The 26,464-nt window shown below is 57.7% G+C and carries 25 protein-coding genes and 2 pseudogenes; 13 read left to right on the plus strand and 14 right to left on the minus strand.

Translation table 11 applies throughout. The features are described 5' to 3' along the window. Positions 1–126 precede the first annotated feature (126 nt). On the plus strand, positions 127–825 hold the full coding sequence (locus CFB02_RS01500) for a crotonase/enoyl-CoA hydratase family protein (protein ID WP_088556587.1): 699 nt from the start codon (positions 127–129) through the stop codon (positions 823–825). 1 nt (position 826) lies between these two features. Here CFB02_RS01500 and CFB02_RS01505 read toward each other — a convergent pair whose 3' ends face one another. Further along, positions 827–3,028, minus strand: a complete 2,202-nt coding sequence (locus CFB02_RS01505) for a LemA family protein (RefSeq protein ID WP_088556588.1) — start codon at positions 3,026–3,028, stop codon at positions 827–829. A gap of 161 nt (positions 3,029–3,189) precedes the next feature. On the opposite strand from CFB02_RS01505, the pseudogene CFB02_RS18230 reads away from it, so the two are divergent. From CFB02_RS18230 to CFB02_RS01530, 5 genes and pseudogenes are all read left to right on the plus strand, one after another. After that, positions 3,190–3,294, plus strand: a pseudogene (locus CFB02_RS18230) (threonine aldolase); the annotation flags it as partial. 190 nt (positions 3,295–3,484) lie between these two features. Beyond that, positions 3,485–4,051: an elongation factor P-like protein YeiP gene (yeiP, locus tag CFB02_RS01515; RefSeq protein ID WP_062781535.1), complete on the plus strand. Its 567-nt coding sequence runs from the start codon at positions 3,485–3,487 to the stop codon at positions 4,049–4,051. Between the two features lie 30 nt (positions 4,052–4,081). After that, the gene (locus CFB02_RS01520) at positions 4,082–5,272 is read left to right on the plus strand and encodes a YbfB/YjiJ family MFS transporter (protein WP_088556590.1); all 1,191 of its coding nucleotides are present in this window, start codon (positions 4,082–4,084) and stop codon (positions 5,270–5,272) included. Next, a complete protein-coding gene (locus tag CFB02_RS01525) occupies positions 5,269–6,192 on the plus strand; it encodes a malate dehydrogenase (protein ID WP_088556591.1) in 924 nt (307 codons plus the stop codon). Before CFB02_RS01520 ends, CFB02_RS01525 begins: the two co-directional genes overlap by 4 nt. Further along, positions 6,192–6,701 carry an acyl-CoA thioesterase gene (locus CFB02_RS01530; RefSeq protein WP_088556592.1) on the plus strand — a complete coding sequence of 170 codons (510 nt, stop codon included), beginning with the start codon at positions 6,192–6,194 and terminating at the stop codon, positions 6,699–6,701. Before CFB02_RS01525 ends, CFB02_RS01530 begins: the two co-directional genes overlap by 1 nt. A 7-nt stretch (positions 6,702–6,708) precedes the next feature. Here the strand turns inward: CFB02_RS01530 and paaX are convergent, their stop codons facing one another. After that, positions 6,709–7,677: a phenylacetic acid degradation operon negative regulatory protein PaaX gene (gene paaX / locus CFB02_RS01535; RefSeq protein ID WP_088556593.1), complete on the minus strand. Its 969-nt coding sequence runs from the start codon at positions 7,675–7,677 to the stop codon at positions 6,709–6,711. A gap of 273 nt (positions 7,678–7,950) precedes the next feature. Between paaX and CFB02_RS01540 the strand changes: the two genes are divergently transcribed. From CFB02_RS01540 to CFB02_RS18245, 6 genes and pseudogenes are all read left to right on the plus strand, one after another. Then, positions 7,951–9,108, plus strand: a complete 1,158-nt coding sequence (locus CFB02_RS01540) for an ABC transporter substrate-binding protein (RefSeq protein ID WP_014577973.1) — start codon at positions 7,951–7,953, stop codon at positions 9,106–9,108. 82 nt (positions 9,109–9,190) lie between these two features. Then, positions 9,191–10,066 (plus strand): branched-chain amino acid ABC transporter permease, encoded by an 876-nt coding sequence (locus tag CFB02_RS01545; protein WP_088556594.1) that lies wholly within the window; start codon positions 9,191–9,193, stop codon positions 10,064–10,066. Further along, the gene (locus CFB02_RS01550; RefSeq protein WP_014577971.1) at positions 10,066–11,073 is read left to right on the plus strand and encodes a branched-chain amino acid ABC transporter permease; all 1,008 of its coding nucleotides are present in this window, start codon (positions 10,066–10,068) and stop codon (positions 11,071–11,073) included. The genes CFB02_RS01545 and CFB02_RS01550 overlap by 1 nt, the downstream gene beginning before the upstream one ends. Beyond that, a complete protein-coding gene (locus tag CFB02_RS01555; protein ID WP_088556595.1) occupies positions 11,070–11,828 on the plus strand; it encodes an ABC transporter ATP-binding protein in 759 nt (252 codons plus the stop codon). The genes CFB02_RS01550 and CFB02_RS01555 overlap by 4 nt, the downstream gene beginning before the upstream one ends. Before the next feature lie 38 nt (positions 11,829–11,866). After that, positions 11,867–12,295: pseudogene (locus CFB02_RS18240) on the plus strand (hemerythrin domain-containing protein); the annotation flags it as partial. 210 nt (positions 12,296–12,505) lie between these two features. Then, entirely contained in the window at positions 12,506–13,210 is a 705-nt protein-coding gene (locus tag CFB02_RS18245; protein ID WP_227519413.1) for an ABC transporter ATP-binding protein, read from the plus strand. 120 nt (positions 13,211–13,330) lie between these two features. Here the strand turns inward: CFB02_RS18245 and paaZ are convergent, their stop codons facing one another. The 11 genes from paaZ to paaG all read right to left on the minus strand — a co-directional run bounded on the left by paaZ (position 13,331) and on the right by paaG (position 24,878). Next, positions 13,331–15,376, minus strand: coding sequence for a phenylacetic acid degradation bifunctional protein PaaZ (paaZ, locus tag CFB02_RS01565; RefSeq protein WP_088556597.1), 2,046 nt, complete (start codon positions 15,374–15,376; stop codon positions 13,331–13,333). A gap of 87 nt (positions 15,377–15,463) precedes the next feature. Continuing rightward, positions 15,464–16,543, minus strand: coding sequence for a 1,2-phenylacetyl-CoA epoxidase subunit PaaE (gene paaE / locus CFB02_RS01570; RefSeq protein WP_088556598.1), 1,080 nt, complete (start codon positions 16,541–16,543; stop codon positions 15,464–15,466). Positions 16,544–16,556: 13 nt separating this feature from the next. Next, entirely contained in the window at positions 16,557–17,126 is a 570-nt protein-coding gene (paaD, locus tag CFB02_RS01575; protein WP_008173796.1) for a 1,2-phenylacetyl-CoA epoxidase subunit PaaD, read from the minus strand. Further along, positions 17,110–17,874, minus strand: a complete 765-nt coding sequence (gene paaC, locus CFB02_RS01580) for a 1,2-phenylacetyl-CoA epoxidase subunit PaaC (RefSeq protein ID WP_088556599.1) — start codon at positions 17,872–17,874, stop codon at positions 17,110–17,112. Before paaC ends, paaD begins: the two co-directional genes overlap by 17 nt. 12 nt (positions 17,875–17,886) lie before the next feature. Next, positions 17,887–18,168 carry a 1,2-phenylacetyl-CoA epoxidase subunit PaaB gene (gene paaB, locus CFB02_RS01585; protein ID WP_088556600.1) on the minus strand — a complete coding sequence of 94 codons (282 nt, stop codon included), beginning with the start codon at positions 18,166–18,168 and terminating at the stop codon, positions 17,887–17,889. A 17-nt stretch (positions 18,169–18,185) separates the two neighbouring features. Next, positions 18,186–19,178: a 1,2-phenylacetyl-CoA epoxidase subunit PaaA gene (gene paaA, locus CFB02_RS01590; protein ID WP_088556601.1), complete on the minus strand. Its 993-nt coding sequence runs from the start codon at positions 19,176–19,178 to the stop codon at positions 18,186–18,188. Between the two features lie 327 nt (positions 19,179–19,505). Continuing rightward, positions 19,506–20,816: a phenylacetate--CoA ligase PaaK gene (gene paaK / locus CFB02_RS01595; RefSeq protein ID WP_088556602.1), complete on the minus strand. Its 1,311-nt coding sequence runs from the start codon at positions 20,814–20,816 to the stop codon at positions 19,506–19,508. Positions 20,817–20,875: 59 nt separating this feature from the next. Continuing rightward, a complete protein-coding gene (gene pcaF, locus CFB02_RS01600) occupies positions 20,876–22,123 on the minus strand; it encodes a 3-oxoadipyl-CoA thiolase (RefSeq protein WP_172835790.1) in 1,248 nt (415 codons plus the stop codon). Next, a complete protein-coding gene (paaI, locus tag CFB02_RS01605) occupies positions 22,120–22,566 on the minus strand; it encodes a hydroxyphenylacetyl-CoA thioesterase PaaI (protein ID WP_088556603.1) in 447 nt (148 codons plus the stop codon). Before paaI ends, pcaF begins: the two co-directional genes overlap by 4 nt. Continuing rightward, the gene (paaH, locus tag CFB02_RS01610; RefSeq protein ID WP_088556604.1) at positions 22,563–24,083 is read right to left on the minus strand and encodes a 3-hydroxyacyl-CoA dehydrogenase PaaH; all 1,521 of its coding nucleotides are present in this window, start codon (positions 24,081–24,083) and stop codon (positions 22,563–22,565) included. The genes paaI and paaH overlap by 4 nt, the downstream gene beginning before the upstream one ends. A gap of 3 nt (positions 24,084–24,086) precedes the next feature. Further along, on the minus strand, positions 24,087–24,878 hold the full coding sequence (gene paaG, locus CFB02_RS01615; protein WP_014577962.1) for a 2-(1,2-epoxy-1,2-dihydrophenyl)acetyl-CoA isomerase PaaG: 792 nt from the start codon (positions 24,876–24,878) through the stop codon (positions 24,087–24,089). Positions 24,879–25,262: 384 nt separating this feature from the next. Between paaG and paaY the strand changes: the two genes are divergently transcribed. Beyond that, positions 25,263–25,862, plus strand: coding sequence for a phenylacetic acid degradation protein PaaY (paaY, locus tag CFB02_RS01620; RefSeq protein ID WP_088559130.1), 600 nt, complete (start codon positions 25,263–25,265; stop codon positions 25,860–25,862). 32 nt (positions 25,863–25,894) lie between these two features. Here paaY and CFB02_RS01625 read toward each other — a convergent pair whose 3' ends face one another. Beyond that, the gene (locus CFB02_RS01625; protein ID WP_008173814.1) at positions 25,895–26,347 is read right to left on the minus strand and encodes an Lrp/AsnC ligand binding domain-containing protein; all 453 of its coding nucleotides are present in this window, start codon (positions 26,345–26,347) and stop codon (positions 25,895–25,897) included. Positions 26,348–26,464: the final 117 nt, after the last annotated feature.

The raw sequence follows: 26,464 nt of genomic DNA on the forward strand, positions 1-26,464 counted from the left end.
GTCCATTCCCGGTACTGTCATAGCGACATGACCATCTGATATTGAAACTCGGCCCGGCGTAACACACAATCAGGCTCACTGAAGTAAACAAACGCTCACTTTAATTTCGGTAGAGAGGTAGAACAGGTGACTGATCTGGTAAGTTATGATTTGAAAGACGGTGTTGCGACGATTGCCATCAGCAATGGCAAGGCCAATGCCCTGAGCCAGGAAGTGTTCGAGGGGCTCAATGCCGCGCTGGATCGGGCAGAGCAGGATAAGGCCGTGGTGATCCTGACCGGCCAGCCAGGCGTGTTCTCTGCCGGATATGACCTGAAAGAAATGCAGAAGGGGCCGAAAGAGGCAGCTGCGCTGGTCAAGACCGGCTCCACCTTTACCCGCCGTCTGGCGGCGTTCCCGTTGCCGATTATCGGTGCCTGTAGCGGTCATGCCATTGCCAAGGGCGCGTTTATTCTGCTGTCAGTGGATCACCGAATTGGTATTGAGGGGCCCTTTAAGCTGGGCCTGAATGAAGTGGCCATCGGCATGACCATGCACCATGCCGGGATTGAAATTGCCCGCCATCGGCTGGCGCCGGCTCACTTCTACCGTTCCGTTGTGAATGCCGAAATATACAATCCGGAAGGCGCCGTAGAGGCGGGCTTCCTGGATGAGGTTGTTGCCCAGGACAAGCTGGTGGAGCGGGCTACCGAACTGGCGCTCCATTTCAAAACCCTGAACATGCGCGCCCATCGTGAAACCAAGGTGAAGGCCAAGGCGGACTATCTGGCGCTGCTGGATCGTTGCATCGAGCAGGACGCAGAGCACCTTGGCCTGAACGGCTAGTTCAGGTTTCCGAACTGAACTGCGGCGCTTCACGAAAACGGAACAGCTTTGCCAGGATCACGTCCGGGAACGACTGGATCCGCGTGTTGTAGATCATGGCACTCTCGGTAAAGCTGTTTCGCAGCAGTGAAAGGTAGTTTTCCGTCTCTGCCATGATCGACATGAATTTCTGAATCACCTCATTGTTTTTCAGGTCCGGATATCCCTCGATCCGGGCCTGAAGTGCAGTTGTTACCTTCTTTTCAAACTGCATCAACTTGTCTGCCTGCCCTTTCGAGCTCATTTCGACAGGGTCTGCGCTGCGTAACTGGGCAATGGCTTTCAGTAGTTGCTTTTCATGGGCCAGAGACGCCTTGACGACTTTCTCGAGGTTGGGCCAGAGCTCATGGCGTTGCTGGAGAATGGTGTCGATATTGGCGGCTGCCCGGTCCACCCGGTTTTTCAGGAACACAATGTCGTTGTAGTGCAGTATTCCGGTGTAGATGAGCAAGATGATCGGTACCGTAAGAGCCGACAGAATCAGATTGTCCGGGCTGAAACCGCCGTCTGCAGCAAACAGTGCGGTGGTGGAGAACAGGAACAACCCGAGTGTCAGGGCGATGCCCGCGAAACCCCGTGCCCCTCGGTCCAGCACAATGTCTTCCTCTTCATTACCGCTGATCAGGAAGGGTGAGGCTTCGTCCTTCTGGATGGTGAGACGGTCTGGCTGATCGCGATCCAGGCCGGCAAAGCCCAGGCAGTAAACGTTCACGAAGGTATCGAGGAAGCGCACGGTGTAACGCCTGTCGCCCTGGCGCTCTGAATGGTACTGCGGATATTCGATCTTCGCACCGTCTGGCTGGACCAGAACCTTTCCCTCGCTGTCTTCCAGCCAGAAAGGTGCTCGTTCTTCCCGATGCTCGATGACTCGCCATTTCTCGTTTTTTCCGGAGCCACGCTTTTCCTCCACCTTGTAGTCGAAGGCCACGCATTTCTCGTTTTTCAGTGGATCCCGGAGAGGAGGGTGCTCATCATCGACATCCACCATCGCCTTGAGCTCCGAGAGACCAAAACTGAGTCCCCGGGTGCTGCTGGTGGGCACCGCTTCGATCAGGCGCTTGAATTTGACGGTGCGGATGGACAGCCACAACAGCAGCAGGGCGGCGATAATGCTGGCCACTGCAAGCCCTCGGCTCGTCCAGGCATGCTGGTACCGGCCAGCAGGCTGGCTGGCGACAATGGATCGGGCAATGCTGGCGGTCTGCTCGTCAAGCTCAGGGACTGGCAGGCGATTCTGAACCACGCTCCGGAACATCCAGCGGTCCAGCCAGCCACTGGTGCTCTGGCGGATCAGTTGCTGTAAAGCAGCGACGTCGGCAAGCACGATTGAGCGCGCGCTTGTTTCGTCGATTTTTTGATAGCGGGCTTCATACAAGTTGGCGATGGCAGACCATTCCTGCCGGAGTTTGTTGATACCCAGTACCGAAAGTGTTCCAGAGACCGCAAAAGTCATCACCAACACGTACACCCAGAACCGGTGAATCCTGATAAGCGGAAGTATCAGTGCGATGCCCAGAGCCAGCAGACCCGTTGCTATGGAAATGCGGATGGCAGCGTCGAAGAACCGGTCGCCACTGTCCGCGGCCAGGGTGTTCCTGGATACCATGGCTGGCAGGCTGAAGTCCTCGAGGCCAGCAAAGTCAAGCGATGTGCTTTCGCTGCTGTATTGGCCGATCACCCGAGCTGTGTGGCCGGGAACCAGCGCCCACTCAGAATAGATTCGCCGGCCGGACTGTTGGCGATAGGTTCGGTCCAGTATCCATTCCGCTGCGTCAGGATTGCCGCCCGCTGCCACAGTGACGGAGCCGGTCTGGTCCCTGAGCAGGAAATTGCGACCCCGAGCTCCGGAATCCAGGGTGCGGATACGCAGATCACCGTCGGAGTCGCGATATTCCTCTTCCAGTTTGTACCGGTAGTAGACCGCTTCGGTTTTGGAATAGGGCGTTTCCAGAGTTCCCAGCTGATCCGTGATTTCTCCCGCGATCACATAAGGCCCGGTGGTCAGAGCCCCGACGGGCGTCTCCGGGAGTCGTTCCAGTTGCCGGGCCTCAGTGAGCTTGCCGAGACCTGTTGTCATTGCGTAATAGCTGCCGGCCAGGCAGGCGACCGCAATAATGGCGGTAATAATCCGGCCGGGAATGCTGGCGATATTGAAACGCCTCATGGCAAGAGGGTCCTTATGATGATGGCTTTCAGGGGCACGAGTATAAAGTATCGGGCTTCGCCATTCCGCCGATCCGGTGGCAACCGGGTGATTGGCAAGTTGGCAACGGCTGGCGGTTCCTATAACGTTAAAGGCTTTCCTTTCAGTTTTCAGGAGCGGTTGTGTCCCAGTCCGAGCAGTTTGCCAGCGACAACTACAGCGGTGTTTGCCCGCAGGCCTGGAAAGCCATGGAAGCGGCCAATCGGATGGATGAACCGGCCTACGGCAAGCTGACACCGGAGGAGCTGAGGGTTATCCGGTCGGTCGCCGATCGCCACAAGCTCAATGTTCATATGGACGGTGCCCGCTTTCTATCTGATGTGAGAGCTCTAGTAGGCTAAGAGCTATCGATTCCGGGGCGAAGTCGTGATATATCAGCAGCCCCAAAACCCCAATTATTTTACGGAAACAGAAGACATGCCCAGAGCCAGTGAAATCAAAAAGAACTCCGCCGTTGAATACGATGGTCGGGTGTATTTTGTTAAGGACATCGAGCGTTCAGTACCCCAGGGCCGGGCCGGCGGCAGTCTCTACCGCATGCGCATGTACGATGTCGTGACCAACCAGAAGCTGGACGAGACCTTCAAGGATTCGGACATGCTCAACCTGGCCGATCTCACTCGCCGGGAAGCCACCTTTTCTTACGCCGATGGCGATGAATACGTGTTCATGGATACCGAGGATTTCACCCAGTACAGCCTGAACCGCGAGGCCATTGCCGACGAGCTGCTGTTCATTTCCGAAGATACTCAGGGCGTCATGGTCATCCTGTTGAAGGATTCGCCGGTTTCGCTGGCTCTTCCGCCCACGGTTGAACTGGTAATCGAGGAGACGGACCCGTCTGTGAAGGGCGGCTCTGCGACGGCCAGAACCAAACCCGCCCGTTTTGCCACGGGATTGGTCGTTCAGGTTCCCGAGCACATCTCCACCGGCGATCGCATTCGCATCAACGTGGAGGAGCGCAAGTTCCTGGGTCGCGCCTGATCTGAAGTCGTTCCTAAGTAAGGAAACCCTGTGAAGCCAATAGAAACGATAAAGGTGCTGGTCGCCAGCGTGATTGCTGTTGTGGTCATGGTTGGAATTGCCCGGTTTTCCTACACGCCCATGATCCCGGAGATGGTGGCTGCACTGGGGCTGAGCAAATCCGTTGTCGGCATGCTGGCGACGGTTAACTACGCCGGCTATCTGACTGGTGCCGTGCTGATTACCCGCATCAGCGATCTCGGTCTCAAGGTCAGGCTTTACCAGCTCGGGCTGGTGGTCGCTGTGGTTTCGACGGTTCTCATGGGGTACACCACCAACGTGTGGCTTTGGTTCATCCTGCGTTTCATCTCAGGGCTGAGCACCTCCGCGGGCATGTTGCTTGGCGCGGGTCTGCTGATGAGCTGGTTGATCAAGAACAACCAGAAGTCCGAGCTTGGCGTTTTCTTTTCCGGCATCGGGCTCGGGATTGTTCTGACCGCTGTTACCGCGGAGCTGATCAAGGATCCGTTTACCTGGGATCAGCAATGGGTGATCTATGGTCTGGTGGCCCTGGCGTTGCTGGTCCCCGCCTGGCGCTGGATGCCCGATTACCGGGCCTGTGCCTTGCCAAAAACGGGGACAACCGATGGTGGCGACGAGCGCAGCCGGTTCATACGTATCCTGCAACTGGCGTATTTCTGCGCCGGCGTTGGCTATGTGGTCACGGCTACTTTTCTGGTGGCTATTGCTGAATCCATGCCCGAGCTTCAGGGGCAGGGCTGGCTGGTCTGGCTGATTGCAGGTCTTGCCGCCACGCCCGCCTGCTGGCTGTGGGATGTCTTTTCCCGTCGATGGGGGCAGTGGTTGGCGCTATACCTGGCCTACACTCTGAACTCCGTCAGTATCCTGATGCTGATTGTAAATACCAGCCTGGCCAGTGTGATGGTCAGCTCGGTGATCTATGGCGTCAGCTTCATCGGTATCGTCAGCATGATGCTGGCGATGGTGGGGCGGGCTTTCCCGGAGAATCCCTCGCGGCCCATGAGCAGGCTTACTTTCAGCTATGGTATTGCACAGATGGTGGCACCCGCCGTGGTCGGCTATCTCGCTGATGTGGAAGGCAACTACACCAACGGTCTCTGGCTGACCCTGGTGGTGATGGCATTGGGGGTTCTTGTTCTTCACTTGGCTCGTAGAGCCCAGGCGAGGGGAAGTGAAAGAAAACCTGCGGAGGTCACATGAAAGTTTCAGTCATTGGATTGGGGAATGTCGGGTCGACGCTGGCTTTCGTGCTGACGTTGAAAAACATCATCGATGAACTGGTTCTGGTTGGCCGAAGCAAAGAATCCGTGCTGGGTGATGTGCTTGATCTTCGGCACGGTCAGTTGTTTGTAAATACACCTGCGCAGGTTACTGCGGGTACGATTTCCGATACTGCCGGCTCGGATGTGATTGCCGTCTGCGCATCCGTTCCCACACCGAAAAACATGAGCAGTCGTCTGGAACTGGCGCAGGGGAATGTCCAGTTGATGAAGGAGCTGATGCCAGAGTTGGCGAGGCTGTCGCCGGACTGCAAGATCGTGATGGTGTCGAATCCGGTGGACGTTCTGGTGCATTATGCGCTGGAGTTTGGCGGTTTTCGTCCAAATCAGGTTATCGGAACCGGCACGTTGGTGGATTCGAGCAGGTTTCGCCAATTACTGGCAGAAGAGCTTCGCATCCACAGTGAGGATATTCGCGCTTACATTCTGGGTGAGCACGGAGACAGCCAGTTTCCCGCCATGAGTTGCGCGGATGTTGGTGGCGAAACACTCGATGCTACGCCCGGCCGGTATGCTTTGTTCGAGAGAGCGTCCCGTGCGGGTTTTGAGGTTCTGAAGCATAAGGGCTGTACCAATTATGCGGTTGCCCTGGCGGCGGCAGAGATCATTGAATGCATTGCAAATGATTCGAAGCACACGCTACCGGTCAGTCTTCGCGTTGACGGTTTTCTCGGTGTGGATGATGTTTGCCTGAGCCTGCCTGCGGTTGTTGGCCGTAATGGCATTGAGCGAGTTCTGCATCCGCGATTGGATGAAAAGGAGCAGGCGGCATTTTTGCACAGTGCGAATGTCGTCAGAGAGGTAATTGCTTCATCGGCACCGGAAAAAGAGGACCATTAATGACGGACAAGCCTTCAAAGCCCGTCTCAGCATCTGCAATTGAGAAGCACGTTTACAAGGTGTTTCCGAACGACATGAACTCCCACGACACGGTGTTCGGCGGGATGATTATGGCGAAATGCGACCGGTTGGCGCTGGTTGTTGCAGAACGACATTCAGCCCATGTCTGTGTGACCGCTGCCGTGGACTCGATCCATTTCAGGGCGCCGGCGAAGGGAAATGACACGCTGTTGTTCAGCCTGTCGCTGAACCGGAGTTGGGGTTCGTCTATGGAGATTGGCGCGAGGGTTGAGGCCGAGAACAGTTACACCGGCGATACCCGGCATATTCTCTCGGCCTTTTTCACCTTTGTTGCGCTGGACGAACATGACAGCCCTGTGGGGGTACCGGATGTGATTCCGGAGACGGAGGAGCAGCGGCGCCGATTCAAAAACGCACAGATCCGTCGGGAGGGGCGCCTGGCAACCAGAAAGCAGCTCTCTTCCGCTGACGGTCGATCACTTGACTGACCCTCGGTTACAGCACCTCCGGTTCAGTCGTCCGGTCAGTCTGGGTAGCGGTATCTCTCAGGCCGCCAAAGCGCTTGTAAAACTTCTCACCGGGCCCCGGAAGCGGCCCAGAGGCGTTCTCGAGGTTCGCGTCCAGCCACTGCTCGGCACGCGCATAGATCTGCCGGTAAAGGTTGCGGCAAAGCTGTTTGGCGCTGCGACCCTCCCAGTCACCGGGTAACAGTTCATCCGGCAGCAGCGGATCCCTCAAAAGGATCTTGCGGTATTCGTGGATCAGCAGGATCCTGAGGATCAGGCACTCTTCAGCGCTAAGGGTGTCTTCAGATTGCAGTTCGCGCCACAGCGGGCGGAACTGGCTCAGAAACCGCCTGTATCGACCACCCAGTTCCTCAAGGTTCCAGCTCTCCCTAACCTGCAGCCTCAGAGCTTTGGGGCTTTTCTGTTCCATAGGCATGGTCTGCATGACGATGGTGTCGTCCAGGGCACCCCATTCCTGGAGCATCGGGATCAGTTCGCTACGCGTAAACCGCGGGTGCTCCATCAACCCGGGCGCCATGCTGCCAAAACTGAGCCATTTCAACTCTTCACGGACTTTCTGTCTGAGCTCCGGTGACAGTTGGTTCAGGTAAACCAGGCACCAGCTGCCGCTCCATTCTTCGGTATCCAGATTGTAAACGTGCTGAAACGCCTGCTCGAACCGACGCAGTCCGGGGCCGGTCAGGCTGTAATAACTGCAACGGCCCACCTTCTCGGTCTGCAGCCAGGATTCCTGAACCAGTCGATACACCGAGGTGCGGACCAGTCGCTGGCTGATACCCATGGGTTCGACCAGCTTCATCAGGCTGCCCAGCCATACATTGCCGCCGCGGGGAACGATGGCATCACCGTAAATGGTGATGATGAGAGAGCCGGCCCGGAGGGGTCGCTTCTTCTGGAAGTTTTTGACGAGCAGTTCTAGCTGGCTTTTTGCAGTCATGGCCTGAGTTCGCAAATAAGAATCAATGAAACATGTTCCACGTATTATGCGGTTCTTACGTGTCAGGTAAAGGTTTGTCTTTCGATCAGCGGTGCTGGCGTGTTCTGCCAGTGTCGGCTTTACTGAAAGAGCCGCGTTGGCACTCCCGGAAATCAGTTGACACGAGCGTTATGATACAATAACTTCATTTGATATTCGTCAATGGTATCGAATCATACCGGGAGCGAAGAAACAAAAACTCAAGCCCCTGCAAAAAACGGGAGAACAAAAACAATGTTTAAAACAGTGATTCGTCGCGCAGGCAAATGCGCAGCCGTCGCAGCCGCCGGCCTCATGATGATGAGCGCACAGGCAGCTGAACCCATCAAGATCGGTTCCTTCCTGTCTGTGACAGGTCCGGCATCCTTTCTAGGCGATCCCGAGCTGAAAACGCTTGAGATGTACGTCGAAAAAATCAACGAAGAAGGTGGTGTACTTGGTCGTCAGCTGGAGCTGATTCACTACGACGACGTTGGCAACGCCTCCTCTGCACGCAACTTTGCCAGTCGCCTGATCCGTTCGGACCGGGTTGATATCATCGTTGGCGGCAGTACCACCGGCGCCACCATGGCGGCGGTTCCCCTGATTGAGCAGGCCCAGGTGCCGTTCATCTCCCTGGCCGGTGCGGTCGTTATTACCAACCCGGTCAAGAAGTGGGTGTTCAAGACCCCCCAGACTGATCGCATGGCGGCGGAACGTATCCTGAGCGATATGAAAGACCGCGGTATCACCAAGTTCGGCCTGATCTCAGGCACGGGTGGTTTCGGAAGCTCCGGTCGCACACAGACTCTGGAAGTCGCCGAACAGATGGGCATGGAAGTTGTGGCCGATGTTACCTACAGCGGATCTGATACAGACATGACCGCCCAGCTGACCAATATCCGTAACACAAGTGGTGTGGAAGCGGTGCTGAACTTCGGTTTCGGTCAGGGCCCGGCCATCGTAACCCGCAACTATGCCCAGTTGGGCATGGAACTCCCGTTCTATCAGTCCCACGGTGTTGCATCCGACAGCTTCCTCGAACTCGCCGGTTCGTCTGCAGAAGGCCTTCGCCTGCCAGCGTCCCCGCTGCTGGTGCCGGATTCCCTGCCGAACGACGATCCCCAGAAAGAAGTGGTTCAGAACTACAAGGCTGAATACGAAGCCCGTTGGGATTCCAAGGTGTCCACCTTCGGTGCCTACGCCTACGATGGCCTGATGCTGGCGGTCCGCGCTATGGAAGAAGCCGGCTCTACCGATCCGGAAGCCGTTCGTAACGCACTGGAGAATATCCAGGGCTATGTCGGCGTAACCGGTGTATTCAACATGTCACCGGAAGACCACAACGGCCTTGATCCAGACTCCTTCCGCATTCTGGAAGTCCAGAATGGCGAATGGAAACTGATCGACTGATAGCCCTTTAACCTGTCTCGCGGCTGGCGACGATCCCTTTTCCGGATAAGTCGCCAGCCGATGTTCGACCGGAACCACCGCTATGCTCGCAGAATTCTTACAGTACCTGTTCACCGGGATTACTATCGGTGCGACTTACGCCCTGATAGCCCTCGGCTTTACCCTCATCTACAACGCCAGTCACGTCATCAACTTCGCCCAGGGCGAGTTTCTGATGATTGGAGGCATGGCTACGGTTTCGCTTACGGCCATGGGCGTGCCCATGATCCTGGCGGTCGTGTTGGCGGTCATTCTGGCCGGTATTCTTGGCGTCGCCCTGCAGAGGTTTGCGATTGCACCTGCCAAGCAGGCCGATGTTGTTACCCTGATCATTATCACCATCGGGGCGTCGATCTTTATCCGTGGTATTGCCCAGGTTGTCTGGGGCAAGGAATACCACGTGATGCAGAATTTCAGTACAGACGAGCCTATTGAAGTGTTCGGAGCAGTATTGAATAGCCAGAGCCTCTGGGTTCTCGGTGTTGGCGCGATCCTGGTGGTCGGCCTGGTTCTGTTCTTTACCAAGACACTGATTGGCAAGGCTATCCTGGCGACATCCATGAACAAGGAGGCTGCACGCCTTGTCGGTATCCGGACTCAGATGGTTCTGATGCTGGCATTCATGGTCTCGGCACTACTGGGCTCTGTAGCCGGTATTGTTGTTGCCCCGATCACGTTCACGTCCTACGACATCGGCATCATTCTCGGGCTGAAGGGCTTTGTGGCGGCTGCCATTGGTGGCCTGGGGAGCGGCGTTGGTGCGGTGGTCGGTGGTCTCTCGCTGGGTATCGTTGAAGCCATGGCGGCCGGCTACATCTCATCGGACTACAAGGATGCCGTGGCATTCTCCATGATCCTGCTGGTGCTGTTTTTCATGCCCCGCGGATTGTTCGGTGCCAAGGTAGTGGAGCGCGTCTGATGTTGAATACGTTTATGCAGTCGCGCCTGCGGGGACTGGTGATCCTCGCCCTTATTCTTGTCATTCTGCCCGCGTTTCTGGGCAACCCGTTCCACTACGAACTGGTTACCCAGATGGCGATCATTGCCGCTACGGTTGTTGGCCTGAACCTTCTGGTAGGTTTTGCCGGCCAGATCAGCCTGGGGCATGCCGGCTTCTTTGGCCTCGGCGCTTACTTTACCGGCATCGCAACCGGTACTTATGGCTGGTCATCGGTACCTGCTCTGGTGGTTGGAGCCATCGTTGTGGGCGCGATTGCCTGGATTGTCGGCCGTCCGATTCTGCGTCTGAAAGGCCACTACCTTTCCATGGCAACTCTTGCCGTTGGTTTTATTATTGCCATCATCCTGAACAACGAGCGTGCGCTGACCGGCGGGCCAGACGGTATGCCGGTGCCGGCCTTCGAAATCTTTGGCTGGGAGCTGAGCGCGTTTGGTCGCTATTCGCTGTTCGGTATCACGATCGAAGGTTTCCAGGCCTGGTATATCTTCGCCAGCGTGGTGCTTCTGGTAGCGGTTTGGTTTGCGCTGAACCTCATTGAATCGCCGATTGGCCGGGCGCTGCGTTCGGTGCACGGCTCGGAAGTGGCTGCCAGCGTTGTCGGTGTGAACACCGCGAAATACAAAAGCCTTGTGTTCGTGATCTCGGCGATTTACGCCAGCCTGATGGGCAGTCTTTATGCCCACTTCCAGGGCTTCATTACGCCCGCGGTAGCAAGCTTCGAATTTTCCATCCTGTTCATCACCATGGTTGTTCTGGGTGGCATGGGCTCGACCTTCGGTGTCATTCTTGGCGCCGTGGTGCTGAAGCTTTTGCCTCAGGTTCTGGCAGATTTCCAGGAGCTGGAACATGTCATGTTCGGCCTGATCCTGATGCTCACCATGATCTTTATGCCAAAAGGACTGTTGCCCACACTGACCGCGTTTGTTTCCAAGAAAATGCGCAAGAAAGCGGGAGGTGAAGCATGACAGCACTGGTCGAAGTAAAGGGGCTGGATAAAGCCTTTGGTGGTGTCCATGCGGTCGAAGGCGTCAGCTTTTCGGTTGAAGCCGGACAGGTCTATTCGGTTATCGGCCCCAATGGTGCCGGCAAGACGACGCTGTTTAATCTGATCACAGGGCTTTATACGCCGACCAAAGGCGAGATCCTGCTGAACGGTGAGAGCACCGCCAAGCTGGAGCCCAATGAACTGGCAGAGCGAGGCATGTGCCGCACGTTCCAGCAGATGCAGATCTGCATGAACATGACCGCTATCGAAAACGTGATGCTGGGTCGGCACTTGCAGCTCAAAAGCAGCCTGTTTACGACCCTGTTCCGCTTGCCTTCCCTGCGTCGCAATGAAGACGCAGCCCGCAAGCGTGCGGCGGAACTGATGGAATACGTGGGTTGCGGTGACTACCTGGATACCGAAGCATCGGCGATGTCCTATGGCGCGCTCAAGCGCCTGGAGATTGCCCGGGCATTGGCCGCTGAGCCCAAGGTTATCCTTCTGGATGAGCCGGCCGCCGGTTTGAACGCGGTTGAAACCGCTGCCCTGGAGGAACTGATCCGGAAAATTGCGGATCAGGGCACCACGGTAATGCTGGTTGAGCACGATATGAAACTGGTGATGGGTATTTCCGACCGGTTGCTGGTGCTTAACTATGGCCGTGTTCTGGCGGAAGGGACCCCCGAGGAAATTCGCCAGAACCCGGATGTTATCGCCGCCTATCTGGGTGGCTGAGCAAGGAGACATTTCAAATGAGCGAGCAAAATACTGAAATGGCGCCTGCCCAGTCACGCAGTGAGCAGGCCGTACGGATTATTGTTCATGAGCACCAGGCGCTGTGGCGGATTCTGGATCTGCTGGACCAGTTGCTGAGTGATATGAACCTTAACGATCAGCGCCCGGATGAGCGGCTGCTGAAGACCATTTTTGATTACATCCAGCACTTCTCCCAGCGGGTGCATAGCACGCCCACTGACATTGAGCTCTACAAACGGCTCAGTGAGAAATCCCCCGAGACAGCACCTTTGCTGGAAAAGCTGGCCAAGGGCTACGTCATCGGTCACGAAAAGCTGGTGGAGTTGCGCCAGTTGTTGGCGGAGTGCGAAAAAGGCTGGCCGGAAGGTCGCGAAGAGTTCAGTCATGCTCTGGCCCGTTTCACCGAAGCCTTGCGCAAACACATTCGCAAGGAAGAGGGCGTGGTTATTCCACGGGCCCGTAAACTCCTGACCGAGGAAGACTGGCAGCAGATCATTGAAGCGCGGGACGTGGAAAACGATCCGCTGTTCGGTGAGCGCGTCCGGGAGGAATTCCGGGAATTGCGGCACCAGATTGTCAGCTATACACCCGAGAAATTCGGTGGTCTTGGCCTGAAGCACGCAGACCGGGTGACGGCGCCTCATGCCAAAGAAGAGATGCTGTCCATCAAGGGACTGGTAACGTCCTACGGCCAGATTGAAGTGCTGCATGATGTGGACATCCACATCAACAGTGGTGAGATCGTGTCACTGGTAGGCGCCAATGGTGCTGGCAAATCCACACTGTTGATGACTATCTCGGGACTTCAGCCCACAGACCGGGGTGCCATCACCTTTGAAGGCAAGGATCTCTCAAAGATCAGTGCCGATCAGAGGGTAGCTGATGGCATCGTCCAGGTGCCTGAAGGCCGGCAGGTGTTCAAGGACTTGAGCGTTCATGACAACCTGCTGCTGGGCGCCTACACCCGTGGCAAAACGCCCGAGGTAATGGACGATCTGGAACGGATGTACACCAAGTTTCCAATTCTGCGACAGAAACGCCATAACCTGGCAGGCGAGCTCTCCGGTGGCCAGCAACAGATGCTGGCGATGGGCCGCGCCCTGATGGCGAAGCCGAGACTGCTGCTTATGGATGAGCCCAGCATGGGTCTGGCGCCCTTGATCATCGAGGAGATCTTCAACATCGTCAAGGAACTCAAGGAAGAGGGTATTACCATCTTCCTGGTAGAGCAGAATGCCTCCCAGGCGCTGGCTCTGGCGGATCGCGGCTACGTGCTGGAAACCGGCAAGGTGGTGATCGAAGGGACCGGTCGTGAGCTGCTCAGCAATGAGAAGGTGCGGGAGGCCTATCTGGGCATGTAAGCGCCCGCGTTTTCCTTGCACCAATAAAAGGGGGACAGGTCTTGCGACCCGTCCCCCTTTTATTTGCCTGACGCTTTCTCCCTGGGGTCCAGGACAGGGAGAAAACAGGAAAGCCCGGTGTTACTCGGGCTTCTTGGCAACCAGTGTCAGGATGTCGTAGCTCGCAACCATTTCGTCGTTCTGGTTGTGAACCTGGACGTCCCAGACCACCACACCCTGAGGATGCCCGTCCGGAGATGTCCGACCCTGATCGATCTTGCGCTTGCAGGTCAGTCGTGCCCGGATGGTGTCCCCCGGGGCAACCGGTTCAATGAAGCGCAGTGTGTCCAGACCATAGTTAGCCAGCACGGGGCCCTCGCCGGGATAGACAAACAGGCCGGCAGCAGCGGAAAGCACGAAATAACCGTGGGCAATACGCTTGCCGAACTGGGAGTCCCGCGCTGCGATTTCATCAAAGTGCATGTAGAAGTGATCACCGGACAGGCAGCCGAAGTTGACGATGTCAGCTTCGGTAACGGTGCGTCGGTGAGTCAGCAGTGATTCGTTGATCTGCAGGTCTTCGAAGTGGCGACGGAACGGGTGCACGTCGGTTTCGATCAGATCAGCACCGCGTACATACTCGCGGGTAACCGCAGCCAGCATGCTGGGTGAGCCCTGGATCGCGGTGCGCTGCAGGTAGTGGTGAACCGCACGGATACCGCCCAGTTCCTCGCCACCACCGGCGCGACCGGGGCCGCCATGCTTCAGCATGGGCAGGGGCGAACCGTGGCCTGTAGATTCTTTTGCGGCTTCGGCATCCAGCAGGTGCAGGCGGCCATGGAACGCGGCCAGCAGCGGGGCGACCCTGCCAGCAATGGCGGGATCACGGGTGGTCAGAGTGGTAACCAGGGAACCGCGGCCCCTGGAGCAAAGCTCAACCGCGTCCTCGATGGTGTCGTAAGGAATGACGGTAGCAACCGGGCCAAAGGCCTCGATATCGTGGGCACCACAGCCGTTTTCCGGGTTCCGGCAGAGCAGCAGGTGCGGCTCGATGAACGCGCCCTTCTCGGTGCCATCGCCGGTAGCCTTGAAGTTGTCTTCGCCACCCACAACCAGCTCACTGGTCTTGAGCAACTCCTGGATGTTGGCTTTCACATCTTCCAGCTGGTCGATGGAGGCCAGTGCACCCATGCGAACGCCTTCGACAGACGGATCACCTACGGTGATCTTGGAGAGTTGCTCTTCCAGTTTTTCGCAGACCGCGTTCACCTTATCTTTCGGTACGAAGATACGACGAATGGCGGTACATTTCTGACCGGCCTTGGCAGTCATCTCGCGGCGGATTTCCTTCACGAAGATGTCGAATTCTTCGTGCTCCGGAGTGACATCCGGCGCCAGAATGGCACTGTTCAGTGAATCGGCCTCGGCGTTGAACGGGATCGAACGATTGATGATGTTCGGATGGTTCCTGAGCTTTCGTGCCGTTGCGGCCGAGCCTGTGAAGGTCACCACATCCTGCTCTTCCAGATGGTCAAAAAGGTCGCCGGTGCTGCCAATGATCAACTGCAGACTGCCTTCCGGAAGCGCGCCGGATTCCTGCATCAGGCGGACGGCGAGTTCGGTCACGTAGCAGGTTGAGGTGGCCGGCTTCACGATGGACGGCATGCCCGCCAGGAAGGTGGGTGCAAACTTTTCGAGCATGCCCCACACCGGGAAGTTGTAGGCGTCAATGTGAACCGCAACGCCACTGCGGGGCACCAGGATATGGGTGCCTGCAAAGTGGTTGTTCTTGCCCAGCGGAGTCACCGGGCCTTCGTGAACCACGTTGCCCGAGGGAAGTTCGCGGCGGCCCATGCTGGCGTAGGAAAACAGCGTGCCGAAACCACCGTCGATATCGATGCCGTTATCGCCCTTGGTGGAGCCGGTGTGCATCGACAGCGCGTAGAGTTCTTTCTTGTGTTCCTGGAGGTACAGGGCCATGGCTTTCAGGGCCAGGGCGCGTTCCTGGAAATCCATCGCCATGAGGTTTTTACCGCCAACCTTACGGCCATACTCAACAGCGTTTTTGAAATCGAGGGTGTCGTCGTGGGTGTGAGCAACGATCTCGCCGTTAACGGCGCTTGGCAGAGCCTTGGCAGGCTTTTCGCCGACCCACTGGCCGGCAATAAAACTTTTCAGGACTGACATGGGGAACTCCATTCGTTTCTGAAACGCGAAGGCAAGCCCCGTTGTTGCGGGACTTGCCTTGCTCTTGTCTTGTTTTGGGGGTGGAAACTACATCTCGTCGTAGTCCAGAACCACCTTGTCGCTGATCGGGTAGCACTGGCAGGAAAGCACGTAACCGGCTTCCACCTCGTAGTCTTCCAGAGCAAAGTTCTGGTCCATCTCCACTTCGCCTTCTACCACCTTGGCGCGGCAGGTGGAGCAGACACCGGCCTTGCACGAGTAAGGCAGATCAGCGCCTTCTTCATTACCGGCATCAAGAATGCTCTTGGTGTCGCGCACCAGCGGGAAAGTCAGCGAGCGGCCATCAGCGATCACCGTTACTTCACTGATTGACTGGGGATCGACGTGTGCGGGATCCCTGTCCTTGCGGGCCTGGGGTTTGCCACCGGCCGGGGTAAACAGTTCGAAGTGGATCCTGCTCTTTTCCATGCCGTGGTTGAGCAGCGAGTCGCGCACGGTCTCGGTCATCATCTGCGGGCCGCAGATAAAGGCCGCCGTGAGCTCCTTGGCATTGATCCAGTGATCGAACAGCTTGTCGCACTTCTCGTGGTCGATGCGACCGTTGTAAAGGTCGATGTCCTGTTCTTCACGCGTGAAGATGTACACCAGGTTCAGGCGGGACATGTACTCGTTTTTCAGGTCCTGCAGCTCGTCACGGAACATGGTGCTGCTGGTGGCCTTGTTGCCGTAGAACAGGGTGACCTCGCTCTTGGGCTCGGTTTCCAGGGTGGTCTTCACGATCGAGAGGATCGGAGTAATACCACTGCCGGCAGCTACCGCCAGGTAGTTGCCTTCACGCTCGGGGTCCAGATCAACCGAGAAATGGCCCTGCGGTGGCATGACTTCCAGAGTCTGGCCGGGCTTGAGCTGCTCGTTGGCAAAGGTGGAGAAACGACCGCCCGGAACCTGCTTGACGGCGATGCGAAGCTCCTGGTCGTTGACACTACGGCAGATCGAGTAGGAGCGGCGAACTTCCTCGCCATCCAGCTTGGTGCGCACGATCAGGTGCTGGCCCTGCTGGTAATGAAACTTGTCTGCCAGATCTTCCGGCACGTCAAAAGCAAGTGATACGGCGTTTCTTGTTTCAGGTCTGACCTCTTTGAGGGTCAGTGAGTAAAATTTGTTCATGATCGTATCGGCTCTAGATGCATTTGAAATAGTCGAAGGGCTCGAGGCATTCCTTGCAACGATAAAGGGCTTTGCAGGCGGTGGATCCGAACTCGCTGACCCGTTCGGTGTCTTTGCTGCCGCAATGAGGGCAGGCAATGACTTCCGGTTCTCCGAGCAGGCTCATTTTGCTGGAGCTGCCCTCGGGTGGCGCGATACCGAACGCCCGAAGCTTTTCTTTGCCTTCGTCTGTGATCCAGTCGGTGGTCCAGGCAGGGGTCAGCACCTGTTTGATTTTCGGATCGCGGAAGCCGGCGGCGCGTAGCGCCTCGGCGATCAGCTCCTCAATCAGCTCGGTTGCCGGGCACCCGGAGTAGGTCGGGGTCACGTCAATGGACAGTTCTTTGCCGTCCCAGTGAACCGCCCGGACAATGCCGAGCTCCACGACACTGACGGCCGGCACTTCGGGGTCTTTGACCTCTTCAAGAAGTGCCCAGATGTCGTCCTCTGTCAGCAGATCGGGGCGGGCGTTGGCCGGCACCCGATCACTGGCAATCAGAATGTCGACAGCTGACCGGCTGTCTGAATCACCATGTTGTGGCATCGGGATAGGCCCTCTGCAGGAACTGCATTTCTGCCAGGATGAAACCAAGGTGTTCGGTGTGCTCGCCGTGCTTGCCACCCATGTACATCCAGGCGTCTTCCGCGCCAGGAGTCAGGGTTGCCTGGGTGAGCACCTCGTTGACCATGCCGCGCCAGTCTTTGGCCAGCTGGTCCGTATCCGGGCCAATGCCCGTCTCGGCCATCACACGATCGGTGTCGTCCGGCGTAATAAGCTCGCCGGTAAAACGCCAGAGGATGTCGACGGCGTCCTGCATGCGGCGGTGGCTTTCTTCAGTGCCATCACCAAAACGCTTCACCCACTCTGAGGAGCGGCGCAGGTGGTAGGTCACCTCTTTCAGCGCCTTGGCAGCGATGCCGGCAATGCGCTCGTCGCTGGATTCCGTCAGGCTCTTGAGCGTGAAGTAGTGATACACGTCGAAGAAGAACTGGCGGCCCATGGTGACGGCGTAGTCCTCGTTGGGCTGCTCGGTCATCAGCAGGTTGCGATACTCGTGGGCGTCCCGGCGGAAGGCCAGCTTGTCAGCATCGCGGCCATCGTCGATCAGCTCGGCTGCATACTCGTACCAGTTGCGGGCCTGGCCGACGAGGTCGAGGGCAACGTTCATCAGTGCCATCTCTTCCTCAAGCGCCGGGGCCTTGCCACACAGCTCGCAAAGGCGCTGGCCAAGGATCATGTCGGAATCTGCAAGGCGCAGCAGGTATTCCTTTAATGCTTCTGTTTGTGTCATGGGTACCGCTCCTTACATGTGTCCGACTTCATCGGGCAGCTTGTAGAAGGAAGCGTGCCGGTAAACCTTGTCTTCCGACGGATCGAAAAGCACTTCCTTCTCGTCGGACGCGGACGCCGTGATCGCGTCGGAGGGAACCACCCAGAGACTTACGCCTTCGTTACGGCGTGTGTAAAGGTCACGGGCGTTTTCCATGGCCATCTCGGCGTCTGCGGCATGCACGCTGCCCACGTGTTTGTGGTTCAGGCCGTGCTTGGACCGTACAAAGACTTCGTAAAGGCGCCATTCAGACATGTTGTGTTCCTCCGGTATCAGGCGGCTTGTGCGCGCTGTTTTTGTTTTTCGGCATAGGCGACGGCCGCTTCACGGACCCAGGCACCTTCGTCAATAGCGTTCTTGCGAGTCTTGATGCGCTCGCGGTTGCAGGGACCGTTGCCCTTGAGGACGTCGTAGAACTCCTGCCAGTTGATTTCGCCGAAATCGTAATGGCCGGTTTCTTCGTTCCACTTCAGGTCCGGATCCGGTGCAGTGCAGCCAAGGAATTCGAGCTGCGGCACGGTCTGGTCAATAAACATCTGGCGCAGTTCGTCGTTGCTCTTGCGCTTGATCTTCCAGGCCATGGACTGCTGGGAGTTCGGCGACTCGTCGTCATGCGGTCCGAACATCATCAGTGCCGGCCACCACAGACGGTTAATGGCGTCCTGCACCATGGCTTTCTGTTCGTCGGTGCCTCCGCGCATCATGTCCAGCAGGATCTGGTAACCCTGACGCTGATGGAAGCTCTCTTCCTTGCAGATGCGGATCATGGCGCGGGAATAGGGGCCATAGGAGGTACGCTGCAGCACCACCTGGTTAACGATGGCGGCGCCATCCACCAGCCAGCCAACGGCACCCATGTCCGCCCAGTTCAGGGTCGGGTAGTTGAAGATGCTGGAGTACTTGGCTTTGCCCTGGTGCAGCTTTTCGATCTCTTCGTCACGGTCAGCACCCAGGGTTTCCATGGCGCTGTACAGGTACAGGCCGTGGCCCGCTTCGTCCTGAATCTTGGCCATCAGCTGGAGCTTGCGCTTGAGCGTAGGCGCGCGGGTAACCCAGTTGCCTTCCGGCAGCATGCCGACCACTTCGGAGTGGGCGTGCTGGGAAATCTGGCGAATCAGGGTCTTCCGGTAGCCTTCCGGCATCCAGTTTTTGGGTTCGATTTTGGTTTCGGCGTCGACCTTTTCCTGAAAGTCGCGCTCTTCGGGCGACATCTCTTCTTTGGTCTTGAGGCGCTTGGCGCCGGTTTCAACGAGCTGGGCGTACATAAACAAATACCTCCGGATCGGGCTTGTTGTTCTGTTGTCCGTGAACAGAGAACCCTCAATAACAACTAAGGGTCAATGACTCCATATTATATGATACTGAATAAATATCAAGAACAGTCTTTGTGTGTCATGTTATATCTAAAAGCTTCCTTATGAGATCTTATAGTGCTGATTTGCATAATAAAAAAAGTGATACGTGAGCAAATGCTATTGAGATCATCAAACGGAAAGCAATTTTAAATCGGTGATTGCGGGGCCTGGTGGTGGGAAAAGCAGCGAGAGTCAGCGGCATCCGCTGCGTGCTGACTCTCTGCTGGTCGGTCGGATTTACTGGTTACGGCGATCAAATACGCGCTTGGCCTTGCCTTCCGAGCGTGCCAGACGGTTGGTTTCCACCACCTCGACACGGGTGCTGATGCCGATGTAGGACTTGATGTGGTGCGCCAGTTCCTTGGCCGCCGCAGCGCGACTCTCGGGGGTGTCGGTTACGCCGGGTTTCAGTTCGGTCCGGATATCCACGCAGTCCAGGTTACCTTCCTTGTAAACCTCGATCTCGTAGTGCGGTGCCAGGGCCTCGCACTTGAGCACCTGCTCCTCGATCTGGCTCGGGAACACGTTGACGCCGCGAATGATCAGCATGTCGTCGCTGCGGCCGGTAATCTTGTCAATCCGGCGCATCGGGCGCGCTGTACCCGGAAGCAGGCGGGTGAGGTCGCGGGTGCGGTAGCGCAGAATCGGCAGGGCCACCTTGGTCAATGACGTGAAGACCAGCTCACCGTATTCACCGTCTGGCAGCACTTCACCGGTTTCCGGGTTGATGATTTCCGGATAGAAGTGATCTTCCCAGATGGTCGGGCCGTCTTTGGTTTCAATACATTCCATGCCCACGCCCGGACCCATGACTTCCGACAGACCATAGATATCAAGAGCCTCGATGCCGAGGCGCTCCTCGATCTCTGATCGCATGGCGTTGGTCCATGGTTCTGCGCCGAAAATGCCGAGCCGCAGGGGCAGTTTATGGGGATCAATGCCCTGACGCTCCATTTCATCGGCAATGTTCAGCATGTAGGACGGCGTCACCATGATGATGTCCGGTTCGAAATCCTTGATCAGCTGGACCTGCTTCTCGGTCTGGCCGCCGGACATCGGAATAACCGTGCAACCAAGGCGTTCGGCGCCGTAGTGGGCGCCCAGACCGCCGGTGAACAGGCCATAGCCATAGGCTACATGAACCTTGTCGCCACGGGAGCCGCCGCCGGCCCGGATAGACCGTGCCACAATGTCGGCCCAGGTGTTGATATCACTCTGGGTGTAACCGACTACGGTTGGCTTGCCGGTGGTACCACTGGAGGCGTGCACCCGCACCACGTCGGACATGGGGGTGGCAAACATGCCAAACGGGTAGTTGTCCCGCAGATCCGCCTTGGTGGTGAATGGCACCTTGGCCAGGTCTTCCAGCGAGTTGATGTCCATGGGCTTCAGACCCTGGTCACCAAACGCTTTGCGGTAGAACGGCACGTTGGTGTAGGCATGGACAACGCTCCAGCGCAGACGCTGCAGCTGTTCGTGGCGCAGCTCATCAATGCTGGCGGTTTCCATGCGGTCAAGTTTGCCAAGTTTTTGCAGTGGTAAGGTCATGGTTCTGTCCTGCGTTGTTCTTGTCGAATAAGGGTCTTTGTTCTTGTTGGCGGGTGGCTTCAGGCCACCGCATCCATCCGTTCAATGATCAGTGCGATGCCCTGGCCAACGCCGATGCACATGGTGCAGAGGGCATACCGGGCTTTCTGGCCCGCGGCGTGGCGACGCTCCAGTTCGTTCAGGGCGGTGGTTACCAGCCGGGCGCCGCTCATGCCCAGGGGATGGCCGAGGGCAATGGCGCCACCGTTCGGATTTACGTGCTCGGCATCATCCGGCAGGCCGAGATCCCGGGTAACCGCCAGGGCCTGCGCAGCAAATGCCTCGTTCAGCTCGATAACATCCATATCTGCCAGTTCCAGACCGGCGGTGGCCAGAACCTTGCGGGTGGCCGGTGCCGGGCCAAAGCCCATGATCCGTGGCTCCACGCCAGCCGTTGCCATGGCAACGACCCGGGCGCGGGGTTTCAGGTTGTACTGTTTGAGAGCATCGGCTCCCGCCAGAAGCAGTGCGCAGGCTCCGTCGTTCACGCCGGACGCATTGCCCGCAGTTACCGTGCCGTTTTCACGGAACGGGGTTGGCAGAGAGGCGAGTTTTTCCAGGCTGGTTTCCCGGGGATGCTCGTCGGTGTCCACCACCAGCGGGTCCTGCTTGCGGCGGGGAATCGTCACCGGTGTGATCTCGGCGGCCAGTCGGCCTTCTTTCTGGGCAGCCGCGGTGCGCTGCTGACTGCGCAGGGCGAACGCGTCCTGATCTTCCCGGGAAATGCCGAAGTCGGCCGCAACGTTTTCCGCCGTCTCGGGCATGGAATCAATGCCGTACTGCTTTTTCAGTACCGGGTTTACAAAGCGCCAGCCGATGGTGGTGTCAAAAATCTCCGCCTTGCGACTGAATGCAGAGTCGGCCTTGCCCATAACGAAGGGAGCACGGGACATGGATTCGACGCCGCCGGCAATCATCAGCTGTGTTTCGCCGGTACGGATGGCCCGGGCGGCGCTGCCGACTGCATCCATACCGGAACCGCACAGACGGTTGATGGTGCTGCCCGGTACGTCCACCGGAAGACCTGCCAGCAGCAGGGACATGCGGGCAACGTCGCGATTGTCTTCACCGGCCTGGTTGGCGCAGCCATAAAGAACGTCGTCAATTTTCGACCAGTCCAGATCCGGATGGCGTTCGGTCAGGGCCTTGATAGGAATGGCGCCCAGGTCATCTGCCCGCACGGCGGAGAGAGCACCGCCGTATCGACCGATGGGGGTGCGGATGGCATCGACGATGTAGGCGTCTTTCAGGATATTGTCGGCGCTCATGCAGTTTCCTCCGAATTGCGTACCGTGCCACGAACCTCATAGGAGCGGCCCCGGAACAGGGCAACCTTGCGGCCGTCCTGATTGGTTAGTGTGATGTCGTAAACGCCGGTGCGGCCGCCGCGGGCCTGCTCTTCGGCGGTGGCGGTCAGCCGGTCGCCCTCTTTGGCGCCGTACATGTAATCAATGCTGCAACCGGAGGCCACGGTGGCGCGGTCATAGCTGTTACAGGCAAACGCAAACGCCGAATCGGCCAGGGTGAACAGGTAACCGCCGTGGCAGGAGCCGTGGCCCTGGATCATGTCGCCGGTGACCGTCATGGTGAGCACTGCTTTGCCCGGGGCAACGGACTCGATGTTCATGCCCAGTTTCTGGCTGGCGCGGTCCCGCGCGAACATGGCCTTGGCGCATTCTTCGGCGAGTACTTGCGGATCCATCTCGCTCATGAATAAAACCCCTTCTTTGCAAATGCGTTCTTCCGGAGCAGCAGGGCAGGGCGATAGCGGTCCTCTGCGTAGCTGGTCTGGATGTTGGTGAGCACCTTGAACAGGTGGCCCGCGCCCAGGCGGTCGCTCCAGCTCAGGGGGCCGTCGGGATAGTTCAGGCCCGCTTTCATTGCCAGATCGATATCCGCGACCGTTGCAACACCGTGAAGAGCCGCATCGGCTGCTTCATTCGCCAGCATGGCGACGGTACGCATGATGACCAGCCCCGGCCGGTCCGCGATCAGGCTGACTTCGATACCCGCTTTTTGCAGTAAAGCACAGGCACAGGAAACCGCTGCGTCGGAGGCCTGATCGGCCGGCGCCAGGGCAAGCCGGCTTGCTTTGCTGTAGTCAAAGGCAAGGTCAAACAGCACCAGATTGGCGACGCCCTCACTGGCGGCACGCTCGGTAGCCATCCGGCCGTCGGTAAGTGCCAGTACCGCATCGCCAAAGCGAATCTGGCCCGGGCCGTCGCGCTCGATAATGGTCAGGCCGGCTGCCTTCAGTCGCTCTAGCAGCGGTGCGTCTACGCCGGGATTGCCTTCGGCAATGACCACGGACTCATCGGATTGATGTGCCGGCTCGGTCTTTGGCTGCGGCTTTTCCGCACTCTCGCCATAGGGATAGAACCCCTGGCCGCTCTTGCGTCCCAGGCGACCGGCTTCCACCAGTTCTTTCTGGATCAGTGACGGCAGAAAGCGGGGGTCCTGGTAATAGGAATTGAAGACAGAGCTGGTAACGGCGTAGTTGACGTCGTGGCCGATCAGGTCGGTAAGCTCGAAAGCACCCATCCGGAACTCGCCGGCTTCGCGGATGATGGCATCCAGCGTGGCGGCGTCGGTGGCCTGTTCCTGCAGCAGGCGCAGGCTTTCTGCGTAAAACGGACGGGCCACGCGGTTCACGATGAAGCCCGGAGTCGACGTGGCATACACCGGCTTCTTGCCCCAGGCGGTGGCCGTGGCATGGACGGTATCGGCAACGGTCTTGCTGGTCGCCAGCCCCATGACCACTTCGACCAGCGCCATCAGCGGTGCCGGGTTGAAGAAGTGCATGCCCACCAGACGCTCCGGTTTGCTCATGTCAGCACCGAGGGCGGTAACAGAGATGGAGGAGGTGTTGGTGGCGAGGATCGCATCGGCGGTACACAGGTCTTCAAGGCTCGCCAGCAGCTGACGTTTGATCTGGAGGTCTTCGATGATGGCCTCGATCACCAGCCCGGCGTCTGCGACGTCATCAAGCTTTGCAACCGGGTGAATCCGGCCGATAACATCGTCCAGCTCCTGCTGCTGCATCTTGCCTTTGTCGACACGACGCTGAAGCTGTTTGGCGATACCGTCACGGCCCGCCTCGGCGGCACCCTCTCTCTGGTCGTGCAGGTAAACCTGATGGCCTGCCTGGGCGGCCACCTGAGCAATGCCGGAGCCCATGGCGCCGGCGCCGACGACGGCAACTTTGGTTTGAGTATCCAGTGCCGGCATGGCTTATTTCCCCTTGAAGTTCGGCGTGCGTTTTTCCATGAAGGCGGCAACGCCCTCACGGTAGTCTTCGGTCTGTCCCGCCATGCGCTGCAGATCGCGCTCCAGATTGATCTGCTCTTCAAAGGTGTTGCTGGCGCTGGCGTGCAGTGCCCGCTTGATCAGTGCAAGACCCTTGGTCGGTTGGGTCGCGAAATGGCGGGCAAGTTTCATGGTCTCTTCCATGAGTTGCTCGTTATCAACGCAACGCCAGATCATGCCCCAGTTCTCGGCCTGCTCGGCGCTGATCTTGTCGCCCAGAAGCGCCATGCCTTTGGCACGTGCCATACCGGCTACCCGGGGCAGAGTCCAGGTGCCGCCGGAATCGGGTACCAGCCCCAGTTTGCAGAAGGCCTGAACGAAATTCGCAGAACGGGCTGCCAGGGTAATGTCGCAGGCCAGGGCAATGTTGGCGCCGGCGCCAGCGGCCACCCCGTTTACCGCGCAGAGCACGGGCATCGGCAGATCCCGGAGGCTCCGCATGAGCGGGTTGTAATAGTTCTCCAGAGAGGCGCCCAGGTCCGGCATTTCCTGATCTGGTGAGACGCTGCGGTCGGAAAGATCCTGCCCCGCACAAAAACCTCGGCCGGAGCCGGTGATGACCAGTACACGGACAGACTCATCCTTGCGCACGGTGCTGATGGCCTCGCGCATACGCTCATGCATTTCAACGTTGAAACTGTTCAGGTTGTCCGGACGGTTCAGGGTAAGCAAAGCCACGCCCTGATCGATCTCAAGAAGAATGCTCGGCTGAGTCATGGCGGTATGTCCTGTTGTTTGTTGTAGGGGGGATAGCGCGAAAGGTGTGTTAAATCGGCACACTGCTATCGAATGTGGAAAATGAGTATATCTTAGAATTGATACTCGTCAAGGATTGTGCTGGCTTGGTTCTGTATCACTTTGGTCGGATCTAATCGCCTGCTTTGTCTATATTGCTGAATATCCGGTAAAAATTCATCAGCGCTCTCAGGTTTGAGCCATTGCAGCGGTGGATTCTCGTCTCAAAACAGGCGCTAAGGTATGAAAAATCTCCCGGAAAAGGATAATGTGATACAGAAAATGAATCACAATGAATTTTCGGGTCCCACGTTCAGCCTGTCGTTTGGCGGAGCGCTGCCAGGCCCGTCCGCGAAGGAGACCGTTATGCCCAGCTACAGTATAGAAGGCGTTGTTCCTGTTGTTCATCCGTCCGCCTATGTGCATCCAACCGCCGTTCTCATCGGGGATGTCTGGATCGGACCGGATTGCTACGTGGGGCCTGCGGCTTCGCTGCGTGCAGATTTCGGGCGGATCATTCTGAAACAGGGGTCCAATGTTCAGGACACGTGTGTGATGCATGCCTTTCCCGGGATGGATACGGTTGTCGAGAAAAACGGACACGTCGGCCATGGCGCAATCCTGCACGGCTGCGTTGTCGGCGAAGATGCCATGGTGGGCATGAATGCGGTGGTGATGGATGAGGCGCACATTGCACCCCGCTCCATTGTTGGCGCTTGCGCGTTCGTGAAGGCGAAGTTTACCTGTGAGCCGGGATCGCTGATCGTTGGCTCGCCGGCCAAGGTGATGCGCATGCTGAGCGACAAGGAAATCGCCTGGAAGAGAAAGGGTACAGAAGAGTACCAGCGACTCACGCGTCGTTCTCTGGCCAGCCTCGAGGAAGTCCAGCCGCTGGCAGAAGCCGAAACGGATCGGCCCCGGGTGGACGCCAGCGGTTACAAGCCCAAGTACGAGCAGTCCGAATAGATGGTTTGGCGCCGGATTCGGGGAGATCGCTCTTAGAGTCCGGCGTCCTTGACGTTCTCCATAACCACAAACGTGCTGGTTTGCAGCACGTGGGGCAGAGCTGAGATTTCCTCCCCAAGAACCTGCCGGTATTCCTGCATGTTGCGGGTTCGGACTTTTAATAGGTAGTCGAAGTTGCCGGCAATCATGTGGCACTGCTCCACCGCCGAGACGCTCTGAACAGCTTTATTAAAGGCAGTAAGGGCGCCGCTGCTGGTGTCGTTCAGGGTGACCTGTGCGAAGGCAATGTGGCTGAGACCAAGTTTGGTCTGGTTAACCAGGGCCGTGTAGCCGGTAATATAACCGTGCTCCTCAAGCCGGCGCATCCGCACCTGGCACGGCGTTTTGGAAAGGCCCACCCGGGACGCAAGCTCGGTTACCGTGATTCGGGAGTTCTTCTGTAGCTCGCGAATAATGGATTGGTCTATTCGATCCAATTCGGCCATGTTGTCTGTTCCAGGTTAAATTAACGGCTAAATCATATGGCAAATATAATCGAAACTCCTCTAATCCGAAACTATATGGTCTAAGTGACTTTCCGGCCTTGCGTATACTGGTAGGTT

The sequence above is a fragment of the Marinobacter sp. es.042 genome (genome assembly GCF_900188315.1).
In the GTDB taxonomy this organism is placed as follows: domain Bacteria; phylum Pseudomonadota; class Gammaproteobacteria; order Pseudomonadales; family Oleiphilaceae; genus Marinobacter.

Bases quoted from the DNA above. Each gene is read 5' to 3' on its own strand.
- CFB02_RS01505 (WP_088556588.1), bottom strand. From the start codon at position 3,028: ATGAGGCGTTTCAATATCGCCAGCATTCCCGGCCGGATTATTACCGCC.
- yeiP (WP_062781535.1), top strand. From the start codon at position 3,485: ATGCCCAGAGCCAGTGAAATCAAAAAGAACTCCGCCGTTGAATACGAT.
- CFB02_RS01525 (WP_088556591.1), top strand. From the start codon at position 5,269: ATGAAAGTTTCAGTCATTGGATTGGGGAATGTCGGGTCGACGCTGGCT.
- CFB02_RS01530 (WP_088556592.1), top strand. From the start codon at position 6,192: ATGACGGACAAGCCTTCAAAGCCCGTCTCAGCATCTGCAATTGAGAAG.
- paaX (WP_088556593.1), bottom strand. From the start codon at position 7,677: ATGACTGCAAAAAGCCAGCTAGAACTGCTCGTCAAAAACTTCCAGAAG.
- CFB02_RS01540 (WP_014577973.1), top strand. From the start codon at position 7,951: ATGTTTAAAACAGTGATTCGTCGCGCAGGCAAATGCGCAGCCGTCGCA.
- CFB02_RS01545 (WP_088556594.1), top strand. From the start codon at position 9,191: ATGCTCGCAGAATTCTTACAGTACCTGTTCACCGGGATTACTATCGGT.
- CFB02_RS01550 (WP_014577971.1), top strand. From the start codon at position 10,066: ATGTTGAATACGTTTATGCAGTCGCGCCTGCGGGGACTGGTGATCCTC.
- CFB02_RS01555 (WP_088556595.1), top strand. From the start codon at position 11,070: ATGACAGCACTGGTCGAAGTAAAGGGGCTGGATAAAGCCTTTGGTGGT.
- CFB02_RS18245 (WP_227519413.1), top strand. From the start codon at position 12,506: ATGCTGTCCATCAAGGGACTGGTAACGTCCTACGGCCAGATTGAAGTG.
- paaZ (WP_088556597.1), bottom strand. From the start codon at position 15,376: ATGTCAGTCCTGAAAAGTTTTATTGCCGGCCAGTGGGTCGGCGAAAAG.
- paaE (WP_088556598.1), bottom strand. From the start codon at position 16,543: ATGAACAAATTTTACTCACTGACCCTCAAAGAGGTCAGACCTGAAACA.
- paaD (WP_008173796.1), bottom strand. From the start codon at position 17,126: ATGCCACAACATGGTGATTCAGACAGCCGGTCAGCTGTCGACATTCTG.
- paaC (WP_088556599.1), bottom strand. From the start codon at position 17,874: ATGACACAAACAGAAGCATTAAAGGAATACCTGCTGCGCCTTGCAGAT.
- paaB (WP_088556600.1), bottom strand. From the start codon at position 18,168: ATGTCTGAATGGCGCCTTTACGAAGTCTTTGTACGGTCCAAGCACGGC.
- paaA (WP_088556601.1), bottom strand. From the start codon at position 19,178: ATGTACGCCCAGCTCGTTGAAACCGGCGCCAAGCGCCTCAAGACCAAA.
- paaK (WP_088556602.1), bottom strand. From the start codon at position 20,816: ATGACCTTACCACTGCAAAAACTTGGCAAACTTGACCGCATGGAAACC.
- pcaF (WP_172835790.1), bottom strand. From the start codon at position 22,123: ATGAGCGCCGACAATATCCTGAAAGACGCCTACATCGTCGATGCCATC.
- paaI (WP_088556603.1), bottom strand. From the start codon at position 22,566: ATGAGCGAGATGGATCCGCAAGTACTCGCCGAAGAATGCGCCAAGGCC.
- paaH (WP_088556604.1), bottom strand. From the start codon at position 24,083: ATGCCGGCACTGGATACTCAAACCAAAGTTGCCGTCGTCGGCGCCGGC.
- paaG (WP_014577962.1), bottom strand. From the start codon at position 24,878: ATGACTCAGCCGAGCATTCTTCTTGAGATCGATCAGGGCGTGGCTTTG.
- paaY (WP_088559130.1), top strand. From the start codon at position 25,263: ATGCCCAGCTACAGTATAGAAGGCGTTGTTCCTGTTGTTCATCCGTCC.
- CFB02_RS01625 (WP_008173814.1), bottom strand. From the start codon at position 26,347: ATGGCCGAATTGGATCGAATAGACCAATCCATTATTCGCGAGCTACAG.